At 74.4% G+C, this 19,376-nt stretch carries 17 protein-coding genes; 7 read left to right on the top strand and 10 right to left on the bottom strand.

The window, feature by feature from the left end:
- Nucleotides 1-25: 25 nt before the first annotated feature.
- Together C8054_RS11400 and C8054_RS11395 are read right to left on the bottom strand one after the other, a co-directional pair.
- Nucleotides 26-322 carry a MoaD/ThiS family protein gene (locus tag C8054_RS11400; protein WP_107156744.1) on the bottom strand — a complete coding sequence of 99 codons (297 nt, stop codon included), beginning with the start codon at nt 320-322 and terminating at the stop codon, nt 26-28.
- On the bottom strand, nt 319-1,434 hold the full coding sequence (locus C8054_RS11395) for a sialidase family protein (protein WP_107156743.1): 1,116 nt from the start codon (nt 1,432-1,434) through the stop codon (nt 319-321). The genes C8054_RS11400 and C8054_RS11395 overlap by 4 nt, the downstream gene beginning before the upstream one ends.
- 163 nt (nt 1,435-1,597) lie before the next feature.
- Here C8054_RS11395 and C8054_RS11390 point away from each other — a divergent pair, with 163 nt between their 5' ends.
- A complete protein-coding gene (locus tag C8054_RS11390; RefSeq protein WP_107156742.1) occupies nt 1,598-2,011 on the top strand; it encodes an MmcQ/YjbR family DNA-binding protein in 414 nt (137 codons plus the stop codon).
- Nucleotide 2,012: 1 nt separating this feature from the next.
- Here the strand turns inward: C8054_RS11390 and C8054_RS11385 are convergent, their stop codons facing one another.
- Complete coding sequence (locus tag C8054_RS11385) at nt 2,013-2,540, bottom strand: GNAT family N-acetyltransferase (RefSeq protein ID WP_107156827.1); 528 nt, start codon at nt 2,538-2,540, stop codon at nt 2,013-2,015.
- Between the two features lie 111 nt (nt 2,541-2,651).
- Here C8054_RS11385 and C8054_RS11380 point away from each other — a divergent pair, with 111 nt between their 5' ends.
- Entirely contained in the window at nt 2,652-3,542 is an 891-nt protein-coding gene (locus C8054_RS11380; protein WP_107156741.1) for a S9 family peptidase, read from the top strand.
- A 50-nt stretch (nt 3,543-3,592) separates the two neighbouring features.
- Complete coding sequence (locus tag C8054_RS11375) at nt 3,593-4,009, top strand: ASCH domain-containing protein (protein ID WP_107156826.1); 417 nt, start codon at nt 3,593-3,595, stop codon at nt 4,007-4,009.
- A 90-nt stretch (nt 4,010-4,099) separates the two neighbouring features.
- Here C8054_RS11375 and C8054_RS11370 read toward each other — a convergent pair whose 3' ends face one another.
- Nucleotides 4,100-4,522 carry a hypothetical protein gene (locus C8054_RS11370; protein ID WP_107156740.1) on the bottom strand — a complete coding sequence of 141 codons (423 nt, stop codon included), beginning with the start codon at nt 4,520-4,522 and terminating at the stop codon, nt 4,100-4,102.
- 217 nt (nt 4,523-4,739) lie between these two features.
- Between C8054_RS11370 and C8054_RS11365 the strand changes: the two genes are divergently transcribed.
- Nucleotides 4,740-5,576 carry a glycosyltransferase family 8 protein gene (locus C8054_RS11365; protein ID WP_158273843.1) on the top strand — a complete coding sequence of 279 codons (837 nt, stop codon included), beginning with the start codon at nt 4,740-4,742 and terminating at the stop codon, nt 5,574-5,576.
- Between the two features lie 62 nt (nt 5,577-5,638).
- On the opposite strand, the gene C8054_RS11360 is transcribed toward C8054_RS11365, so the two are convergent.
- The 4 genes from C8054_RS11360 to C8054_RS11345 form a co-directional block, all read right to left on the bottom strand.
- Nucleotides 5,639-6,004, bottom strand: a complete 366-nt coding sequence (locus tag C8054_RS11360) for a glyoxalase/bleomycin resistance/extradiol dioxygenase family protein (RefSeq protein WP_107156738.1) — start codon at nt 6,002-6,004, stop codon at nt 5,639-5,641.
- Between the two features lie 18 nt (nt 6,005-6,022).
- Nucleotides 6,023-6,337 (bottom strand): DUF5988 family protein, encoded by a 315-nt coding sequence (locus tag C8054_RS11355; protein WP_233219587.1) that lies wholly within the window; start codon nt 6,335-6,337, stop codon nt 6,023-6,025.
- Nucleotides 6,338-6,525: 188 nt separating this feature from the next.
- Nucleotides 6,526-7,266: an ABC transporter permease gene (locus tag C8054_RS11350; protein ID WP_107156737.1), complete on the bottom strand. Its 741-nt coding sequence runs from the start codon at nt 7,264-7,266 to the stop codon at nt 6,526-6,528.
- Entirely contained in the window at nt 7,263-8,195 is a 933-nt protein-coding gene (locus C8054_RS11345; protein ID WP_107156736.1) for an ABC transporter ATP-binding protein, read from the bottom strand. The genes C8054_RS11350 and C8054_RS11345 overlap by 4 nt, the downstream gene beginning before the upstream one ends.
- A gap of 284 nt (nt 8,196-8,479) precedes the next feature.
- On the opposite strand from C8054_RS11345, the gene C8054_RS11340 reads away from it, so the two are divergent.
- Nucleotides 8,480-9,883, top strand: a complete 1,404-nt coding sequence (locus C8054_RS11340) for an acyl-CoA synthetase (protein ID WP_107156735.1) — start codon at nt 8,480-8,482, stop codon at nt 9,881-9,883.
- Here the strand turns inward: C8054_RS11340 and C8054_RS11335 are convergent.
- Nucleotides 9,880-10,545: a 4'-phosphopantetheinyl transferase gene (locus C8054_RS11335; RefSeq protein WP_107156734.1), complete on the bottom strand. Its 666-nt coding sequence runs from the start codon at nt 10,543-10,545 to the stop codon at nt 9,880-9,882. The two genes, C8054_RS11340 and C8054_RS11335, sit on opposite strands and share 4 nt — an antisense overlap.
- A 51-nt stretch (nt 10,546-10,596) precedes the next feature.
- Nucleotides 10,597-11,988, bottom strand: a complete 1,392-nt coding sequence (locus C8054_RS11330; RefSeq protein WP_107156733.1) for an AMP-binding protein — start codon at nt 11,986-11,988, stop codon at nt 10,597-10,599.
- 1,286 nt (nt 11,989-13,274) lie between these two features.
- On the opposite strand from C8054_RS11330, the gene C8054_RS11325 reads away from it, so the two are divergent.
- Nucleotides 13,275-16,031: an AAA family ATPase gene (locus C8054_RS11325; RefSeq protein WP_107156824.1), complete on the top strand. Its 2,757-nt coding sequence runs from the start codon at nt 13,275-13,277 to the stop codon at nt 16,029-16,031.
- Between the two features lie 492 nt (nt 16,032-16,523).
- Entirely contained in the window at nt 16,524-19,331 is a 2,808-nt protein-coding gene (locus C8054_RS11320; protein ID WP_107156732.1) for an AAA family ATPase, read from the top strand.
- Nucleotides 19,332-19,376 lie beyond the last annotated feature (45 nt).

Raw genomic sequence — 19,376 nt, 5'->3', positions numbered from 1 at the left:
GGACCCGGTTCCCGGGTTCGTCGGCTCAGCCCCCGGCCATCGCGCCGAGCACGATGAACGGCTCCTTGCCGACGACCACCTCCTCGGGCAGCGGCGCGTCCGGCGGCTCGTGGGACAGGTCCCGTTCGCAGGCGTAGAAGCGGACGAACGGGCGGCGCGCGCCGCTGTGCCGGTCGCGGATCGTGCCCCGCAGCATCGGGTACGCGGCCTCCAGCGCGTCGAGCACCTCGCGCTGCGTGGGCGGACCGGCCACCTCGACGCGCACCTCGCCGGTGACGTGCGCCAGATTCTTCAGGTGGGCCGGCAGCACGACCCGGATCACGGCAGCACCTGGACCTCGACGGAGAGCACCGGCGGCAGGTCGCGCACGATCGGCGCCCAACTGTCGCCGGCGTCCGCCGAGTGGTAGACCTGCCCGCCGGAGGTGCCGAAGTAGATCCCGCACTCGTCGAGCGTGTCGACAGCCATCGCGTCGCGCAGCACGTTGACGTAGCAGTGCGACTGCGGCAGGCCCTCGGTCAGCGGCTCCCAGTGCTCGCCGCCGGTGCGGCTGCGGTAGACCCGCAGCCGGCCGTCCGGCGGGTAGTGCAGCGAGTCGCTGGTGATCGGCACCACGTAGATCGTCTCGGGCTCGTGCGCGTGCACCGCGATCGGGAAGCCGAAGTCCGACGGCAGGTCGCCGCTGACCTCCCGCCAGCTCCCGCCGGCGTCGTCGGTGCGCATCACGTCCCAGTGCTTCTGCATGAACAGGGTGTCGGGCCGGGACGGATGCTGGGCCAGCCGGTGCACGCAGTGGCCGGTCTCCGAATCCTGGTCGGGGATCTCCGCCGACCGGAGCCCCTTGTTGATCGGCAGCCAGCTCGCGCCGCCGTCGTCGCTGCGGAACGCCCCCGCCGCCGAGATCGCCACGTAGATCCGGTCCCGGTGGACCGGGTCCAGGATGATCGTGTGCAGGCACATCCCGCCCGCGCCGGGCTGCCAACCGGGACCGCTCGGGTGCTGGCGCAGCGCGGTCAGCTCGGTCCACTTCTCGCCGCCGTCGGTGGAGACGTAGAGCGCGGCGTCCTCCGCGCCGGCGTACACCGTGTCGGGGTCGTGCCGGGACGGTTCGAGATGCCAGATCCGCTTGAACTCCCACGGCCTGGGCGTGCCGTCATACCAGAGGTGCTCGCCGACGTCGCCGGCGTAGGCGAAGTCGTTGCCGACCGGGGCCCAGCTCCGGCCGCCGTCGTCCGAGCGCTGGATGAGCTGCCCGAACCAGCCGCCGGACTGGGACGCGTAGAGCCGGTCCGGAGCGACCGGGGAGCCGGTCAGATGGTAGATCTCCCAGCCGCCGAAGTGCGGGCCGTCGACCGTCCAGTCGCGGCGCCGCTCGTCCGACGTCAGCAGGAACGCGCCCTTGCGCGTGCCGACAAGCACTCGAACTATGCTCATATCCTCATCCTTTGTCCGCAGGTGCAGCAGCTATGACCACGGATCGCGTCGAGACTCATCGGTGTTCTACTCCCCGCCTACGACAATCGACGGCCCCACCGGCGGCGGCAAGGACGCCGCGCCGGCCGTCCGGGTTGTCGGTGGGAGTGGTTAACCTGCCCGCGTGACCGCCCCCGGAGACGTCCCACCCGACCACCTCGACCGCCTGCGACCGGTCTGCCTCGGCCTGCCGGAGACCCACGAGGAGCCGGCCTGGGTGGGCCTGCGCTGGCGGATCCGCACCCGCACGTTCGCCCACGCGTACACCGTCGGCCCCGACCACCCGGCCGCCGTCGCGCGGGCCACCGCGACCGACGAGCCGCTCTGCGTGCTGACGTTCCGCGCGCCCGGCGACGAGATCGCCGGGCTACTCGCCGCCGGTCCGCCGTTCTTCGCGCCGGGCTGGGGCGCCGACGTGGTCGGGATGACGCTCGACGACACGACGGACTGGACCGAGGTCGCCGAGCTGCTCACCGAGAGCTACTGCCTGCGGGCGCCGAGGAAGCTGGCCGCCCGGGTGGACCGGCCGCCGGGCTGAGTCAGCCGAGCTTCTTGCGCAGCGTCTCGAACGCCAGGTCCGGGCGACGCGGCACACCGAAGCGCTCGTCGCCGTAGGGGAACGGGCTCAACTCACCGGTGCGAGCGTAGCCGCGCCGCTCGTACCAGGCGATCAGGTCGTCGCGCTGGACGATCACGGTCATCCGCAGCTCACCGGCGTGCCAGCGCTCCCGGGCGTACCGCTCGGCCTCGGCCAGCAGCTCCCGACCCAACCCGCCGCCCTGGTGACCGGGCGCGACCGCGAACATGCCGAAGTACGCGTGGTCGTCCCGGCGCTCCAGCTGGCAGCAGGCGACCGGCGCGCCGTCCCGCTCCGCCAGCAGCACCACGCCGGCCGGGCCGGTCACCGCGGCGGCCACCATCTCCGGGTCGGTACGCTGGCCGTCGAGCAGGTCCGCCTCGTGGGTCCAACCGGCCCGGGCCCGGTCCCCACGGTAGGCCGACTCGATCAGGTCGACCAGGGCGGGCACGTCGGCGGGTCCTGCGGTACGGGTCGTGGTGCTGGTCATCGTGCTCTCCACGGTCGGCGCGGCGTACCCCGCCAGCGTACGCAGGCCGATGCGCGACGCACCCGGCGGCACGGGACGGCCGGAACCGGCGCGGCGTGGTTCACTGCCGGCGTGGAGACGACCATCGGCGCGTCGAGGCGGCCGGCGACGCTCGACCTGCCGGCCGGACCGGTCCGGGGCGGGCTGGTGGTGCTGCACGGTTCGCACGCCGACAAGCGGTCCCACTTCCTCTACCGGCACCTCGCCCGGCTGCTGCCACCGGCCGGCGTCGCGGTGCTGCGCTACGACCGCCGCCCCCGCGTCGACGGCCGCGACGTGCCGCTCGCCGACCAGGCCGAGGACGCCGCCGCCGCGGTCACCGTGCTGCGCCGGCACGTCGGCCCGGCACCGGTCGGGCTGTGGGGCTTCAGCCAGGGGGCCTGGGCGGCGGCGGTCACCGCCGCCGCGCACCCCGTCGACTTTCTGATCCTGGTCGGGTGCAGCGGGGTCAGCCCGGCCGCGCAGATGCGCTACGGCACCGCCGAGCAGCTACGCCGGCACGGCTACGGATCGGCCGACGTGGCCGAGCTGACCCGGTTGCGCGAGGTCGCCGAGGGGTTCCAACGCGGCGACGTGCCGCGCCCGACCGCGCAGGCGGCGCTGACGGCCGCGCTGTCGCGGCCCTGGTTCCCGCTGGCGTTCCTCCCCCGCGAGCTGTCCGAGCGGCCGGGCACCTGGGCCGACATGGATTTCGACCCGGTGCCGGTGTTCGCCCGGCTGACCGGCCCGGTGCTGCTCTGCTACGGCGAGACCGACGCCTGGATCCCGATCGAGGAGAGCATCGCGGTGTGGCGACGGGCGGCCCGCGACGCCGACCTGACCGTGGCCCGGCTGCCCGGTTGCGACCACGCGCCCACGCTCGGGGAGCGCGAGGAACTGGCCGCCGTCAGCCCGCGCTACGAGGCCGCGCTGCTCGACTGGCTCGACCGGTGGCTCCCGGCTCCCGGGGCCCCGCCGGCGTGACCGGCGAAACCGCGTCGCCGCCGACCCGCGGCGCGGCTACGCTGCCCGCCATGACCGCCGAGCTGCCCCCGTACGAGTTCGCCTTCCCCGGCCCGCTACGTGACCAACTGGTCACCGCCGTGCTGGACGGCACCAAGACCAGCACCACCGGGCTGCTTCAGGACAACGAGATCGAGGGCGAGCCGCTGCCGGCCGTCGGCAGCCGGTTCGCGGTGATCGACTCCGCCGGCCGACCGGTGGCCGTGATCGAGCTGGTCGAGGTCCGCGTGGCCCGGCTCGGTGACGTGGACCTCGACCATGCCCGGGACGAGGGCGAGGGCTACACGTCGGTCGCCGCCTGGCGCGCCGGCCACGAGGACTACTGGCACGGCGCCGACTACCGCGGGTGGCTCGGCGACCCCACGTTCACGGTCGACGACGACACGCCCGCCGTGCTGGAGCGCTTCCGCCTCGTCGAGACGCTGTGACGGCACGCTCTGCTAGCTGTGGGTGCAATTGTCGTCGCGGTGGCGACAACAGACGCACCCACAACCCGGTGGTGGGCAGGCCGATGCCGCTCAGTCCATCCACCAGGCCTGCATGTCCGCCCCGAGCGGCGTGAAGCGCAGCACGGTCACCACGGCACCGGCCACCACGCCGGCCAGCAGCAACACCCGCAGCCCGCGCGGCAGCGACCGCCGGTCCCGGGCCAGCAGCACCACGCCGTAACCGGCCAACAGCGGGCTGGCCAACCCGGCGAGATAGAGCAGCGCGGTGAGGCCGTAGAGCCACATGAACGGGTTCCAGCCGTGCATGCCGAACGGCACCAGGTCCTTCGGGTCGTACGCGCCGGTGCGCAGCTCGGCCGGGCCGGCGCCGGCCGACACCATCCGGCCCAGCCAGAGCGCGGCGACGGTGAGGAACGCGACCACCAGCGCCACCTGCGCCGTCGCGACGGTGCGCGCCAGCGGCGGACGGTGGGATCGGGCATCGACAGACATGAGGAAATACTATTCGGCGACCCACGGATGTCGGGGGGCATCGCATCGTCACCGGCGTGCCACACCTCGTCGCTGCCGTACCGACGGAATTGAGGGGGCATATTCAGGGGTTGTGCGTCGAACCCCCTGAGCGAATGCGCATTCCTTGCCGGGCCGACAATTCCACGGCTACTTTTCTGGACGTTGCGCTCACGCACCGCCGCGAAGGAGAGCACCCGTGGACCTGACCCTGACCTTTGACAACGCGTACGCGGCGCACGCCGCGGTCGTCATGTCGACAGTCGCCGAGTCGAACCCGGGCGAGACGCTCCGGTACTGGCTGGTGGCCGCCGACGACGTGCCGGCGAGCGCCCGGAACACGCTCACCCGCATCGCCGGGCCGAACGCCACAGTGGAGTTCCTCCGGGTGGACGCCGCGCAGGTGAACCTGTCGAAGGGCAGCGACCCGCTGATGGCGTACCTGTCACCGGCGATGTACCTGCGGCTGCTGGTGCCCGCGGCGCTGCCGGCGGACGTGCGCCGGCTGCTCTACCTGGACTGCGACACGATGTGCCTGAACAGCCTCAAGCCGCTGTTCGAGCTGGACATGGGCGGGGTGCCGCTCGGCGGGGTGCGGGACCCGTTCAACCGCCGGCTGCTGGACATGGGCGGCATCCCCGGCCTGTCGAGCTACGACCACCTCGACCCGCACGCGCTCTACTTCAACTCCGGCGTGCTGCTGATCGACGTGCCGCGCTGGAAGGAGTGCGAGGTGAGCGAGGTGTCGCTGGACTACCTGCGTCGGCACGCGCACGAGTCCCGCTACCCGGACCAGGACGCGCTCAACTTCGCGGTGCACGCCAACTGGCTGCGGTTGCCGTGGCGGTGGAACGACCTGATGGCCTGGCGACGGGAGCCGGAGTTCGGCGGCAAGCTCACCGACTCGTCGATCATCCACACCGCCGGCCCGGTCAAGCCGTGGCAGCCCGGCTTCCCGCAGGGCGCCCGGCGGGACTTCTACTGGCAGCACCGGCGGCGCAGCGGCGGCGGCCTCGGTTCGACGCTGCGGCGCTGATCCGCGCGGACACGACGAACGGCCCCGCCCGTCGGGCGGGGCCGTTCGTCGTCGTCGGACACCTAGGGGCCGGGCACCGCCCAGCGCAGGCCGGCCGGGTCCCGGAACACCACGCCCACCGGCGGGCCGCCACCTGTGGGTTCGAGCGTCGCGCCGGCCGCCAGCGCCCGCTGCACGAGCTGGTGCGGATCGGCCGGCGCGAGCGGCAGCGGGCCACCCGGACCGCCCGGGTCAGCCGGGCCGTCGGACCACTCGCTGACCGTCAGCCGGTGGCCGTCGACCACCAGTTCGGCGTGCAGGACGCGGCCGTCCAGCAGACACTCCCGCTGCACCGGCACCGCCTCGAAGACCGCCGCGTAGAACGCGGTCACCGTGGCGACGTCGGTCACCGTCAGGTGCGCACCGTTGCGCGGATCCCCGACGCCCATCGCGTTACCGCCTCTCGTTCACTCCGCGATACGGGTTCGGCCGGTCCAGCGGAAGACCGCCGGCGTGCCGTCGACGACGCCGGCCGGATCCCGCTCGAAGTGCTCGTAGCCCCCGTAGTGCCGTACCTTGATCTTGGATTCCACCGGGGACACCCGGTGGTTGCGCAGCTCGACCGGCAACGTCGCCGGCCCGCCCTCCAGCACCGCCTCGACGATGCCGGTGGCGTCCGTGCCTATCTGGTGGGCCGTCAGCGGCCAGGCGGTCCGGTCGTCACCGTTGACGAAGGACGTCGCCGTCCGGACGGCCGGGGCGGGATCGGAAGAAGCTGTCATGGCACGACCTCCGTCGTTCGTGTTCCGCCTCGCCGTGCGCGCGCCGTGGGCGCCGCGCACGAGCGCGGGGCGGATCGCCGCCGGCTCCGCCGGAGCGGCGCGTGCGGCGATCTCCCGTGCGACTCGAACGTAATCCAGATCACACCGCCGACGTACCCTTAGCCGCCCCCTAGCGAGGGCCGGCGGCCCTACTCCCAGCGGAACAGGCGGGTGGCGAGCAGGCAGCCCAGGACGGCGGTGCCGGCCAGCACGAGCAGCTGCGACACGGACGGGCTCTGCCCGGCCCACGCGGCGGAGAGAGTGTCCACGGTGGCGCCCAGCGGCGAGTATTCCCCGATGCGGGCCAGCACGGTGGGCATCTGGTCACGGGGCAGCCAGGCCCCGGCCAGGAACAGCAGCGGGAAGAACAGCGTCGGCCCGATGGACTGCGCCGACCGCGCCGACGGGGCGAGCGCGGCGATGAGCAGGCCGATCGCGAACAGGCAGGCCACCCCGAGCAGGAAGGCCAGCACGAAACCGGGCAGGTTGGCCGGCGCGGGCTGGTCCAGCAGGAAACGTACGCCGACCGCGGTGACCACCGCGCCGGCCACGCCCATGGCCAGGTTGACCACCACCTGGGCGATGAGCAGCAACGCCGGGCTGACCGGGGTGGTGGCCAGCCGGCGCAGCACCTTGCGTTCCCGGTAGATGCCCAGCGCCATCGGCAGCGTGAACAGCGCCAGCATCCCGATCGTCAGGGAGAGCGCGATGGACGGCAGGAACGTCTGCTCGCCGTGCTGCCCCGGGGTCGCCTCCTGGGTGGCGCCGCGCTGCGGCAGGCCGAACACCAGCATCAGGCCGAGCGGCAGCGCGAAGACGAAGAACAGCGAGACCGGCTCCCGCAGGAACAGCTTGGCCTCGACGGCGACGAGCTTGGACAGGGCGTTCACGATGACCTTCCGTCGAGCGCCGGCGGAGTGGCCGGGTGGCCGGTGAGGGAGACGAACGCGTCGTCCAGGGTGGGCTGCTCGACCCGGAGGCCGGCGTAGCGGATCTTGCGCTCGGTCAGCGCCGACAGCACCGCCTGGAGCACCTCCTCGGGACCGGTGACGGTGACCTCGTCGCCGTCCCGGCGCACGGAGCTGACCTCGGGCAGCGCGGACAGCAGCGCGTCGTCGAGGTGGTCGAGCGGGCGGAAGTGCACCCGGTGCTCGGCGTCCACCCGGGACATCAGCCCGGCCGGCGTGTCGATGGCGACCACCCGACCGGCGTCGATGAGCGCGAGCCGGTCGCAGAGCCGCTCGGCCTCGGCCATGAAGTGGGTGACCAGCACGACCGTCACGCCCCGGTCGCGGATCCGCTCGACCAGGTCCCAGGTGTCGCGCCGGCCCTTCGGGTCCAGCCCGGTGGTCAGCTCGTCGAGGATGGCGATCTCGGGGCGGCCGACCAACGCCAGCGCCACCGACAGGCGCTGCTTCTGGCCGCCGGAGAGCTTGTGGAACGCGGTGTTGCGCTGCTCGGCCAGCCCGAGGTCGGCCAGCAGCTCGTCGATGTCGGCGCGATTGCGGTAGAAGGAGCGGTAGAGGTCCAGCGCCTCCCGGACCCGCAGCTTGTCGGGGAGCTGGCTCTCCTGGAGCTGGGCGCCGACCCGCTGGCGCACCTCGGTGCGGTCCCGGATCGGGTCGAGCCCGAGCACCCGCACCGTGCCGCCGTCGGCGCGACGCAGACCCTGCACGCACTCCACGGTGGTGGTCTTGCCAGCGCCGTTGCGGCCGAGCACCCCGAAGATCTCGCCCTGCTCCACGCTGAACGAGACGTCGTCGACCGCCACCTTGTCGCCGTACCTCTTGTGCAGGTGCTCGACTTCGATGACCGGCATCTGGCGGGATCCTCCGTCGGGTACGGGTGCCGCCGGCGAGTCGCGGCGTCGGATGTGGGCGGGGGCGACCCGCGCGGCGGGCCGACGCCGCCCATCATCCGGGCAACCGAGACCCGGTTCAACCCATCGGCCGATGAATCGGGGGTGTACGGCCGCCGCCAGGGGTGTCGGACGGTCACCCGGCGTGTCGTCCGGCCCGGTGGGCGCAGGGGGTGGCCGGCCACCGGGCGGCCCGGTTACCGTCGGTGCGCCGCCGCCGGCGGCGAATCGCGAGAGGGGCGCCCGTGCCGCTGCTGAGCTGGCTCGACCGGTCCACCGACGAGCGACCGGACGCGATCCGCGTCGACGACCGGGCACTGTCCTGGGTGGAGCTGCGCCGGGCGGCTGCCGCGGTCGCCGACGACCTGCACGGGGTCCGCCGGGTGGCGGTGCCCGCCACGTCGAGCCTGGAGACCGTGGTCGGCGTGGTCGGCGGGCTGCTGGCCGGCGCGGCGGTGGTGCCGGTGCCGCCGGACGCCGGGCCGGTGGAGCGCGACCACGTGCTGCGCGACTCCGCCGCCGAGGTGCTGCTGACGACGCCCGGGACGCCGACCGTCGACGGTCCCGCCGGGCCGCCGACCCTGCCGGTGGACCTGACCCGCCGCTCGGACACCCGGCATCCCGAGCCGGACGCGGCGACCACCGCGCTGATCCTCTACACCAGCGGCACCACGGGCGCGCCGAAGGGCGCGGTGCTGTCCCGTCGCGCGGTCGCCGCCTGCCTGGACGGGCTCGCCGACGCCTGGGCCTGGACGCCGGACGACGTGCTGGCGCACGGCCTGCCGCTGTTCCACGTGCACGGGCTGGTGCTCGGCGTGCTCGGCCCGCTGCGGATCGGCGGCCGGCTGCACCACGTCGGCCGGCCCCGCCCCGACCGGTACGCGGCCGCCGCCGGCTCGCTCTACTTCGGCGTACCCACGATCTGGTCGCGGATCGCGGCGGAGCCATCGGCGGCGCGGGCCCTGCGCGGCGCCCGGCTGCTGGTGTCCGGCAGCGCCGCGCTCCCCGAGCCGGTCTTCACCGCGCTCACCGAGCTGACCGGCCACCGCCCGGTCGAACGGTACGGGATGACCGAGACCCTGATCACGGTGAGCGCCCGGGCGGACGCGCCCCGGCGGCCGGGCACGGTGGGCGTGCCGCTGCCCGGGGTGCGCACCCGGGTGGTCGACGAGCGGGGCACGACGCTGCCCACCGACGGGGAGAGCATGGGCGAACTCCAGGTCCGCGGCGACACGCTCTTCGACGGCTACCTGAACCGGCCGGACGCCGACGCGGCCGCCCGGACCACGGACGGTTGGTTCCGCACCGGTGACGTGGCGACGGTCGGCCCGGACGGCGCTCACCGGATCGTCGGCCGGGCCGCCACCGACCTGATCAAGAGCGGCGGGTACCGGATCGGCGCGGGTGAGGTGGAGGACGCGTTGCTGGCACATCCCGGGGTCCGGGAGGCGGCGGTGGTCGGCACCCCGCACCCGGATCTGGGCCAGCAGGTCACCGCGTACGTGGTCGGGAACGGGCTGGGCGAGGCCGAGCTGATCGACTTCGTGGCCCGGCAGCTCTCCGTGCACAAGCGGCCCCGGCAGGTGCGGCTGGTCGACGCGCTGCCCCGCAACGCCATGGGCAAGGTGCAGAAGAGCCGGCTGACCTAGCGTCGCGGCGCCGCCGGCACGGTGACGGCGGTGACCACCAGCCCCCGCTCCACCAGGAACCGGCCGTCGAACGCGGTCAGCTCCACGCCGCCGAGTCGTGGGCCGGGCACCAGCAGCCGGGCGGTGAACGTGCCGGCCGGGTCGACAGTGATGTCCGCCTCGGCGAAGTCCAGCCAGCGGCCGGTCAGCGGGAACCAGGCCTTGTAGACCGACTCCTTCGCGCTGAACAGCAGCCGGTCCCAGCAGGTTCCGGGGTGGGCGACGGCGAGCGCGGCGGTCCGGGTGCGTTCGGCCGGCAGCGCGACCGCCGCCAGCACCCCGTCGGGCAGCGGCGCGTGAGGCTCGGCGTCCACGCCGACGCTGCCGATCGTCCCGACGCGGGCCAGGGCGGCGCCGCGGTAGCCGTCGCAGTGGGTCATGCTGCCGACGACGCCGGCCGGCCAGCCGGGCGCGCCGCGGACGCCGGGCAGGATCGCCGCCGGCGGCAGGCCCAGCCGGGCCAGCGCCCGGCGGGCGCAGTGCCGGACGGTGGTGAACTCCTGGCGGCGCTTCGCCACCGAGTTCGCGACGACGTGCTCCTCGTCCGGGTGCAGGCGCAGCCCGACCGGGTCGGTGAAGCACTCCTCCACCACCACGGCCGGCGGCAGGATCCGCTCGATCACGCCCCGGATGGTAGGGCGTGTGCGCCGGTCCGTCCGACCCGCGGGCGATGGTCAGGGGTCGCGTACGGGGTGCTGTCCGCTCCGCCGGATCAGCAGCGACTTGCGGACCCGGCCCTGCGCGCCGCGGGGCAGCTCGTCGACGAAGTGCACCCGGCGGGGCCGGGCCGCCGCCGAGAGCAGCCGGCCGACGTGGTCGATGAGCGCCTGGGCGGTGAGCCCGGCCGCCGCGACGACGTACGCGACCACCTGCTCGCCGCGCGTGCGGTGCGGCGCGCCGACCACCGCCGCGTCGTGCACGCCGGGGTGGGTGAGCAGCACCTCCTCGACCTGCCGGGTCGGGACCGGCCGGCCGCCGCAGCGCACCACGCCGGTACCCTCCGGGCCGAGGATGCGGTGGCGTCCGGCCGGGTCCACCGTGGCCAGGTCGCCGGTGGGGTGCCAGCTGTCGACCGGTGGCGCCGACCCGGGCCGGTCGACGTACCCGCTGAACATCGTCGGGCTCCGGACGCTCAGCTCACCGACGGCGTCACCGTCGGCGGCCACCGGCCGGCCGGCGTGGTCCAGCACCCGGGTCTGCACGCCGGGCAGCGTGGTGACCGGTGCGCCGGCCGGACCGGTGAGCACGATCAGCGTCTCCGTGGTGCCGTACCCCTCCACCGGATGGTGGGAGGTCAGCAGCCGCAGCCGCTCGCCCACGGCGGGTGCCAGCGGGGCGTCGCCGGAGACCAGCATGCGCGCCCGCGACAGCGTCCGGGCCCGGGGCGCGTCCCGGGCGATGCGCGCCCACTGCCCGGGCAACGCCAGGTAGATGGTGCCGGCCGGGCCGGCGGTGGCGTGCCGGTCGAGGTGGACGAAACGGCTGCCCACCCGGAGCGCGCCGAGCAGTCCGACCACCAGCCCGTACGCCCGGAACAGCGGCGCGCCCTGGACGAGCACGTCCTCGGCGCTCCACCGCCAGGCGGCGGCGAGCAGGTCCAGGTCGGCCGCGATGGCCCGGTGCGAGATGCGGACGCCGCGGGAGAGCCCGCCGACGCCGCCGGTGTAGAGGATCACCGCGTCGCTGGCCGGCAGCGGGTCCGGGTGCGTGGCCCAGGACCGCTCCCGCAGGTCCACCGGGACGACCGGCAGGGTGGCGTCGGCGGTGGAGGTGGGGCCGAGCAGCACGTCGGCGCGGGACTCGCGCAGGATGCGGTGCCGCTCGTCCGCCTCGGCGCCGGGCGGCAACGGCACCACCGGCACGCCGGCCTGGACGGCGCCGACGATCCCGACCATGGTCTCCAGGCTCGGGCCGGCCTCGACCGCGACCGCCCGGGCGCCCAGGATCCGGCCGGTGACCGCGTTCGCGCAGCCCAGCAGCGCCTCGGCGGAGAGCGTCCGGCCGGCGACCCGGAGCGCGTCGCAACGGTCCGCCCCGGACCCCCGCAGCCCGGGCAGGAGCGTCATCGAACCGGGGCCCGGTATCTCGGCGGTGGTTGGCAGATCACGCGCGAACCCTTCACGTCCCGGGCGCGCGGCCCGTGGCCGATCCCCCCGTCGTGCGGTGGATTGTCATCCGCCGACCATGGCGGACAGTCCGAAATTAGGCGGCCGACGGGCGGCGGACAACCCCTACCCCGCATGCGCGACGCCGTCCGGTCGCGGTGTCACCGGCCCGGAGCGGCAGGTGGGGGGTGGACGGAGCCCACCGGATGAAAGTCATTCGCGTTGATCGGTCGACGGTGTGAGGCGTCCGCGGGTGCGAACGGAATCGGGGCGTCGAATCGCGCCTGTCGCTCCACCGCGGCATCCGGCACGACCGGGAAATAACGATTCCTATTTCATTCCGGGGCAGTTCCCGACGGGGCCGCTTTCTTTCCCGCCGCCGTTCCGTGGACCGATGCGCCGCGAATTTCTTGTTTAACAACAAGTTGCGGCAAAGGGCTTCCAGACGGACTGAAACGGGCAAGTTGGGCGAGGGCCGAAAGTGCGACGAGGGCGGCCGGAATCGGCCGGCAACCGCCGGGGCGAGAAACGTCCGAGCGCCGGCGCCCCGTACCGGACGCACCGGCCGGAGCAACCGGCGGCGACGCCGGCCCGCGGCATGCCGGCCGACCGACAGACATCGGGCCGCCGGCCGCCGCGCCCCGCCCGCGCGCCCGCCGTCCGGCAACAGGTGAACAGCGAGAACGCTCTCCCGCCGCGCGGCGGGAGCACACCCGCGACCGGGGGCCGCCGCGCTGACGGCCGGAGCCGGCCGGTCGGCCGCCGGATCCACCCCGAGCCGGGCCGTCCCGTTCTCCACGCGCATTAGCGGCAAGGGTGGAAAACGTTACCAACCGCCCTGTCGACCCGCCTGCGTCACGTTCCGGAAGAACCGGATGACTTTCCGCTGTCGGACCGCCCCGGGCACGCTCGCCGGCCACCGACGAGGCGATGCCATGTTTGCTCATCCTTTACATCCTTCGACTTGCCGCCCAATTGCCGGGCTGACATACTCCACTCCATGAATCGGGATCGATAGAGGCGGACCGCGTCGATCCGCCCAAATTGCGGGACCGCAGGTGGCGGCGGATTTTCGACGTGCGTGACCAGGCGCGACGTTCGATGAAACGCCCACGTCGTACCATCGTTGTCGGTATTCGCCAATTGGAATGGGTCAAGGATTTGTGGGTCTCTGACTGCAACGGGTGTCACCGGAGACCACGGCGCACGGCCCGCCCGGGGGCCGCGGCCGGGCGGAGGCCCACCCGATGACGATGGCCGAACGGGACCGGCATCTCGACGTCCTGACCGGTCGGCTCGCCGGCCTGCTCCACCCCGGCGGACCCGCCCTCACCCCCGGCCCGATCACGCTGATCACCGGACCGGTCGGCGCCGGCAAGACCACGCTCCTCCAGTCCTTCGCCCGACGGTGCGCCGAGGCCGGAGTCACGTTCCTCGGCGCCAGCGCGTCGCGCAGCGAACGCACAGTGCCGCTGGAGGTGGTACGGCAACTCGTCCGACGGGCCACCGTGGACGACGCCGACCGCGACCGCGTCGGCCGGCTGCTGGACCGGGCCGTGCTGCGTTGGGGCGAGACGGCCGACGAGGAGGCGCTCGCCCCGCTCACCGCCGCGATCGGCGGCGAACTGCTGGAACTCGTCGCGCGGGCACCCGCCGTGGTCGCGGTCGACGATGTCCAGCACGCCGACGCGCCGTCGCTACGGTGCCTCGACCACCTGACCCGTCGGGTCACCGGCCTGCCGGTGCTGATCGTGCTGACCGAGGCGCCGCGCACCCGGCCGTGGCATCCCACCGCGTACGCCGAGCTGCTCCAGCCGGCCCGACTGCACCGGGTCCGGCTGCCCCTGCTCACCGCGGACGGAACACACCGGATCCTGGCCGACCGGCTGGGCGCGCCGGTGGCCCGGCGGATCGCCGACGAGGCGTACCGGATCAGCGGCGGCAACCCGCTGCTCGTGCACGCGCTGGCCGACGACCACCCGGCCGGCGCCGAGACGCCGACACCCGGCGAGGCGTTCCGGGAGGCGGTGCTGAGCTGTCTCTACCGCTGCGAACACCTGGTGCTCAAGACCGCCCGCGCGCTGGCGGTGACCGAGGAGCCGCTGCACGGCCCGCTCCTGCCCCACCTGGTCGACCTCCCCTCCGAGCTGAACCTGCACGCCGTCGACGCGGCCACCAGCGCCGGTCTCGTCGACGCCGACGGCCTCCGCCACCCGGCGGTACGCCGGGCGGTGCTCGACGGCATGACGGTGGAGGAACGCGCCCGGTTGCACCGCGCCGCCGCCCAGCTGCTGCACGATGACGGCGCCCCGCCGCCGCGGATCGCGCCGCACCTGCTCACCGCCGACGAGCTGGCCGAGCCGTGGATGGCGCAGACCCTGCTCGACGCCGGCGAGCAGGCGCTGGCCGACGGCGACGTGGACACCGGCCGGCGCTACCTGCGCCGCGCCAACCGGGACTGCGCCGACGAGTGCCTGCGGGCCCGGATCCGCTCCGCCCTGGCCCGCGCCGAGTGGCGGCTGGACCCGCAGGGCGCGGTCCCCCACCTGCTCGGCGTCGCCACCGCCGTACGCGCCGGCCACCTGGACACCCGGCAGGCCGCCGGTCCGATCCAGTACCTGCTCTGGCACGGCCAGATCGGCCGGGCCATGGAACTCATCCACCACCTCGGTGAACGCGCCGACGGGGTGGACGCGCGCTCGGCCGCCGACCTGATGATCATCAAGGGCTGGATGGCCACGCTCTACCCCGGGGTCCCGCTCGACGGCGTCGCCGCACCGGCCGGCACCACCCGGGACCCGCTCGCCCTCGCCCGGGTCCGGCACCGCCTGCGCGGTGTTCTCCTGCTCGACACGGTTCTGGGTCGGGGCGACCTCGGCGCGCTGGAGAACGCCGAACGCACGCTCGGGACGCTCGGGCTGGACGACGAGCCGAACATGTGGAGCGCCGTCTGCGCGGTGATCGCCATGATCTACGCCGACCGGCTCGACCTGGCCGGCGAGTGGTGCGACCGGCTGGACCGGATCGCCTCCGCCCGCCGGCACCGGACGCCGCGTGCCCTGCTCACCGCCGTCGCCGCCACCGTGGCGGGTCGACGCGGCGACCTGCGCCGGGCACGTGAGCTCGCCGAGTCGGCGCTCAACCGGCTGTCCCCGAAGGGGTGGGGAGTCGTCATCGGCGCGCCGCTGGCCATCCGACTGTGGACGCTGACCTGCCTCGAGGAGTGGGACGAGGCGGCGGCCTGCCTGCGTACGCCGGTGCCGCCGACGCTGTTCGAGACCCCGTTCGGCCTGCACTACCTGCACGCCCGGGGGGTGCACGCCCTGGCCGCGGGCAGCCCTGAGGCGGCCCTGGCCGACTTCCAGTTGTGCGGGCAGCTGATGACCTCGTGGCGGCTCGACCAGGCGCCGCTGGTCCCCTGGCGGACCGAATCGGCGCGGGCGCTGCTGCGGATGGGCCGCCGGCAGCAGGCCGAGAAGGTGGTCCGGGAAGAGCTGGACCGGCTCCGCCCGACCGACCTGCGCTACCGGGGCGCCGCGCTGCGGGTGCTCGGCACCGTCGAGGAGGGAACGGAGCGGATCCGGCACCTGCGGTGCGCGGTACGGCTGCTGCGCCAGTGCGGGGACCGGGTCGAGCTGGCGCGCGCCCTCGGCGACCTCGGCCAGGCCCAGCAGCAGGCCGGCGACCTGCGTCAGGCGCGCAGCACGGCCCGGGCCGCGCGGGACCTGGCCGAGGAGTGCGGGATCCCGGTACTGCGGCCGACCGCGGCCGGCCGGGCCACCGCGCCCGATCCGGCTTCCGACGCCGGGATCCTGCTCACCGGCCTCAGCGACGCGGAGTCCCGGGTCGCCGCGCTGGCCGCGCAGGGGCACACCAACCGGGAGATCGCCGAGCGGATGTTCCTCACCGTCAGCGCCATCGAGCAGCGGCTGACCCGGATCTACCGCAAGCTGGACGTCAACTCCCGCAGCGAACTGGCCGCCCGGCTACGGCTCGACCGCTGAGCCCGACCGGCCACCCCGGACCCCCTGGGACCGACCACCCCCGTACCCCTGATGGTCCGCCCGCGGCCGACCATTCGGCCTGCGGGCCCCGCCGAATTGTGGTCTCCTCTCCTCGATCGGTCGTCACCTGCTGTCCATCGAGGCGAAACAGGCCCGTCATCCGGTCGGCCCACGCCCCCCTTCCGGACGGCCACGCAACCCCTAACGTCCGGTCGGCACCGTAGGTTTACCGCCGAAACGGTGGGGTCCCGGGACCGTTGTCGCACGCCAGGGCCGATGCCAGACTCGCCTGGAGCCGGAACCGTCGTCCGACGACGCGTTCCGGTGGGGAGGATTCCAGGTCCACCCGGCCGGCGACCCGGTGCGCTTCACCCCCTGTTTCGCGTCTGCGACGGGTGGGGTGAAGGGGTCGTCGACGACACCGGGCGGAGCGGCCTGCCGGCGGCGGTGACCCCGTCGCGGCGCCGCCGACGAGAAGGGCTGACGACACACGTGCTGGTACAGCGAGAAGAACAGCTCACCCTGCTGCGCGAGACCTTCCAGAACTGCGAACGGCAGCGGAGGGGACACGTCTCGCTCGTCACCGGCGCGGTGGGCAGCGGCAAGACGAGCGTGCTGGAGTCGTTCGGCGACTGGGCGGCCACCGCCGGTGGCCGGGTGCTCAGCGCAACCGCGTCGCGCGCCGAGCGCGGACTGCACCTGGGGGTGCTGGGGCAACTCCTCCAGGGGGCGCGGCTCGACCCCGAGACCGGGGTACGGGTGGAGCGTCTGCTGCGCCACTCCCCGGCCGCCCCGCCGGAGCCCGGGCACGGCGGCGACGACGCCGCCGACCAGGTGTGGGCGCCGGTGCTGCACGGCCTGTTCGGCACGCTGCTCGAACTGGCCGAGTCGGCGCCGCTCGTGCTGACCGTCGACGACGTGCACCACGCCGACCCGGCGTCGCTGCACTGCCTGCTCTACGTCGCCCGCCGGCTGCGGCACACCCCGATCATGGTGGTGCTCGCGGAGGCCCGCACGTTGCGCCCGTCGCACCCGCACTTCCGGGCCGAACTGTTCAGCCAGCCCCACTTCACCCGGATCACCCTGCCGCCGCTGACCGTGGAGGCGATCGCCCGGCTGGTCGACGACGACGTCGAGCCGGCGGCCCGCGAGGCCGCCGAGCGCTGCCTGCGGATGACCGGCGGCAACCCGCTGCTCACCCGCGCGCTCATCGAGGAACAGCCCCGGCCGGCGACGGACGAGGAACCGACCATGGACGCCACCCTCGGCGACGCGTTCGACCAGGCGGTGCTCGGCTGCCTGTACCGGCACGAGCCGGGCGTACGCCGGGTGGCTCAGGCGATGGCGGTGCTGGACCGGCCGGGCGGCCCGGCGGACCTGCTCGGCCACCTGCTCGACGTGGTGCCGGAGTCGGTCACCCCGATGGTCAGCATGCTGCGCACCACCGGCCTGCTGGACCATGATCGGCTGCGGCACCCCAGGATCCGACGGTCCATCCTGGCCGACATGTCCGTCGACGAGCGACGCGACCTGCACCAGCGGGCCGCCGAGGTGCTGCACGAACACGGTGTCGAGCCGGGCGGCGTGGCCGAGCACCTGGTCGCCGCCGGGTGGGCCGAGGCCGGGTGGACCGTTCCCGTGCTGCACGACGCCGCCGCCCAGGCGCTCGCCGCCGGCCGGCCCGACGTGGCCGCCGGCTGCCTGCGCCTGGTCGGCCGCGCCGAGGTGGACGACGAACAGCGGGTCGCCATCACCGCCATGCAGGTCAGCGCGCGCTGGCAGATCAATCCGCTGGCCGTCAACGGGCACCTCGACCAACTGGTCGACGCCGCCCGGGCGGGCGGCTGGCCGGCCGACGCCGCCCTGTCCGCCGCGCCGTACCTGCTGTGGCAGGGGCGGGTCGAGGAGGCCGACGAGGCGATCACCGGCTGCGCCGGGGACGACGAGCAGGCCCACGCGACGGGCCGTCGCCGGACGATGCACCTGCTGCTGGGGCTCTCCCACCCGGAGCACCTGGCCGCCGTACGGGAAGCGGCCGGTGTGCCGCGGACCGCGCTGCTGGCCGGCGGCTCCTCACCGGCGCAGGCGCTGGGCCTCGTCGGCGCGGCGCTGACGCCGACCGGCGACCACGACGCGGTGGCCGGCGCCGAACAACTGCTGCACCGCCACCACTGCGACGACGGCATGCTCCCCATGTTGGCCGCGCCGCTGCTGGCGCTGCTCTGGGCCGGGCGTGCCGACCGGGTGGCCGCCTGGACGGCGGCGCTGCTGGAGCGGCCGGCCGTGCGGCACGCCCCGCTCTGGCGGGCGGTGCTGCGGGCGCTGCGCGCCGAGGCGGCGCTGCGGCTGGGCGACCTGACCGTGGCCGACCAGCAGGCCCGGGCCGCGCTCGACGACCTGCCGGTGGCCGCCTGGGGAGTCGCCGCGGCCGGCCCGCTGGCCACGCTGATCTCCTGCGCCACCGAGTCCGGTCGACACGCCGAGGCGGACCGCTGGCTGGCGCAGAGCGTGCCGGCCGGCGCCTTCCGCACCCCGCTCGGGCTGCACTACCTGGCCGCCCGGGCCCGCCACCACCTGGCGCTCGGCCGGGCCCACGCGGCCACCACCGACCTGCGTCGGTGCGGCGAACTCATGCGCGCCTGGGGCGTGGACGTGGCCGGGCTGGTGCCCTGGCGGCTGGAGCTGGCCCGGGTACAGCTCGCGGTGGGCAACAAGGCGCACGCCACCCAGTTGCTCCAGGAGCAGTTGCGGGTGCCGCACGGGGTGGACGACCGTACCCGGGGCCGGGCGCTGCGGCTGCTCGCCGGCACCACCGCGCCGGACCACCGGCGCAAGCTGCTCTCCGAGGCGGTGAACCTGTTGCAGGGCTGCGGCGACCGACTGGAGCTGGTCCGGGCGCTCGGGGACACCGGGCAGACGCTGCAACGGGCCGGCGACTCGGCGCAGGCGCGGCTGCTGGTCCGTCGGGCGTACCAGCTGGCGCAGGACTGCGGCGCCTCCGTGCTGGCGCAACGGCTGGTCCGGCGCGAGCCGGGCAGCGTGCCGGCGGGTCCGCCGGCCGAGACGCCGGAGCCGGAGGACGGACTCAGTGAGGCCGAACGCCGGGTCGCGGCGCTCGCCGCCCAGGGCCACACCAACCGGCAGATCTCCAGCAAGCTGTTCATCACGGTGAGCACCGTGGAGCAGCACCTGACCCGGGTCTACCGCAAGCTCGACGTCAAGCGCCGCTCGGACCTGCCGGCCCGACTGGTGGCCTTCGCCGAGCCGCTGGGCGAGGAGATCCAGCCCGCCGCGTCCTGACCCGACCGTCGGTGTAAGGCGGGGCCCCTTGTTAACACCGGGTGT

The organism is Micromonospora sp. RP3T, from assembly GCF_003027925.1.
Taxonomy (GTDB): Bacteria; Actinomycetota; Actinomycetes; order Mycobacteriales; family Micromonosporaceae; genus Micromonospora.
The sequence above is the reverse complement of the archived record's forward strand: the minus strand, read 5'-3'. Positions and strand labels throughout refer to the sequence as shown.

Coding starts and splice junctions, on each gene's coding strand:
- C8054_RS11325 (WP_107156824.1), top strand. CDS start 13,275: ATGACGATGGCCGAACGGGACCGGCATCTCGACGTCCTGACCGGTCGG.
- C8054_RS11375 (WP_107156826.1), top strand. CDS start 3,593: ATGACCGCCGAGCTGCCCCCGTACGAGTTCGCCTTCCCCGGCCCGCTA.
- C8054_RS11395 (WP_107156743.1), bottom strand. CDS start 1,434: ATGAGCATAGTTCGAGTGCTTGTCGGCACGCGCAAGGGCGCGTTCCTG.
- C8054_RS11345 (WP_107156736.1), bottom strand. CDS start 8,195: ATGCCGGTCATCGAAGTCGAGCACCTGCACAAGAGGTACGGCGACAAG.
- C8054_RS11385 (WP_107156827.1), bottom strand. CDS start 2,540: ATGACCAGCACCACGACCCGTACCGCAGGACCCGCCGACGTGCCCGCC.
- C8054_RS11330 (WP_107156733.1), bottom strand. CDS start 11,988: ATGACGCTCCTGCCCGGGCTGCGGGGGTCCGGGGCGGACCGTTGCGAC.
- C8054_RS11360 (WP_107156738.1), bottom strand. CDS start 6,004: ATGGGCGTCGGGGATCCGCGCAACGGTGCGCACCTGACGGTGACCGAC.
- C8054_RS11355 (WP_233219587.1), bottom strand. CDS start 6,337: ATGACAGCTTCTTCCGATCCCGCCCCGGCCGTCCGGACGGCGACGTCC.
- C8054_RS11370 (WP_107156740.1), bottom strand. CDS start 4,522: ATGTCTGTCGATGCCCGATCCCACCGTCCGCCGCTGGCGCGCACCGTC.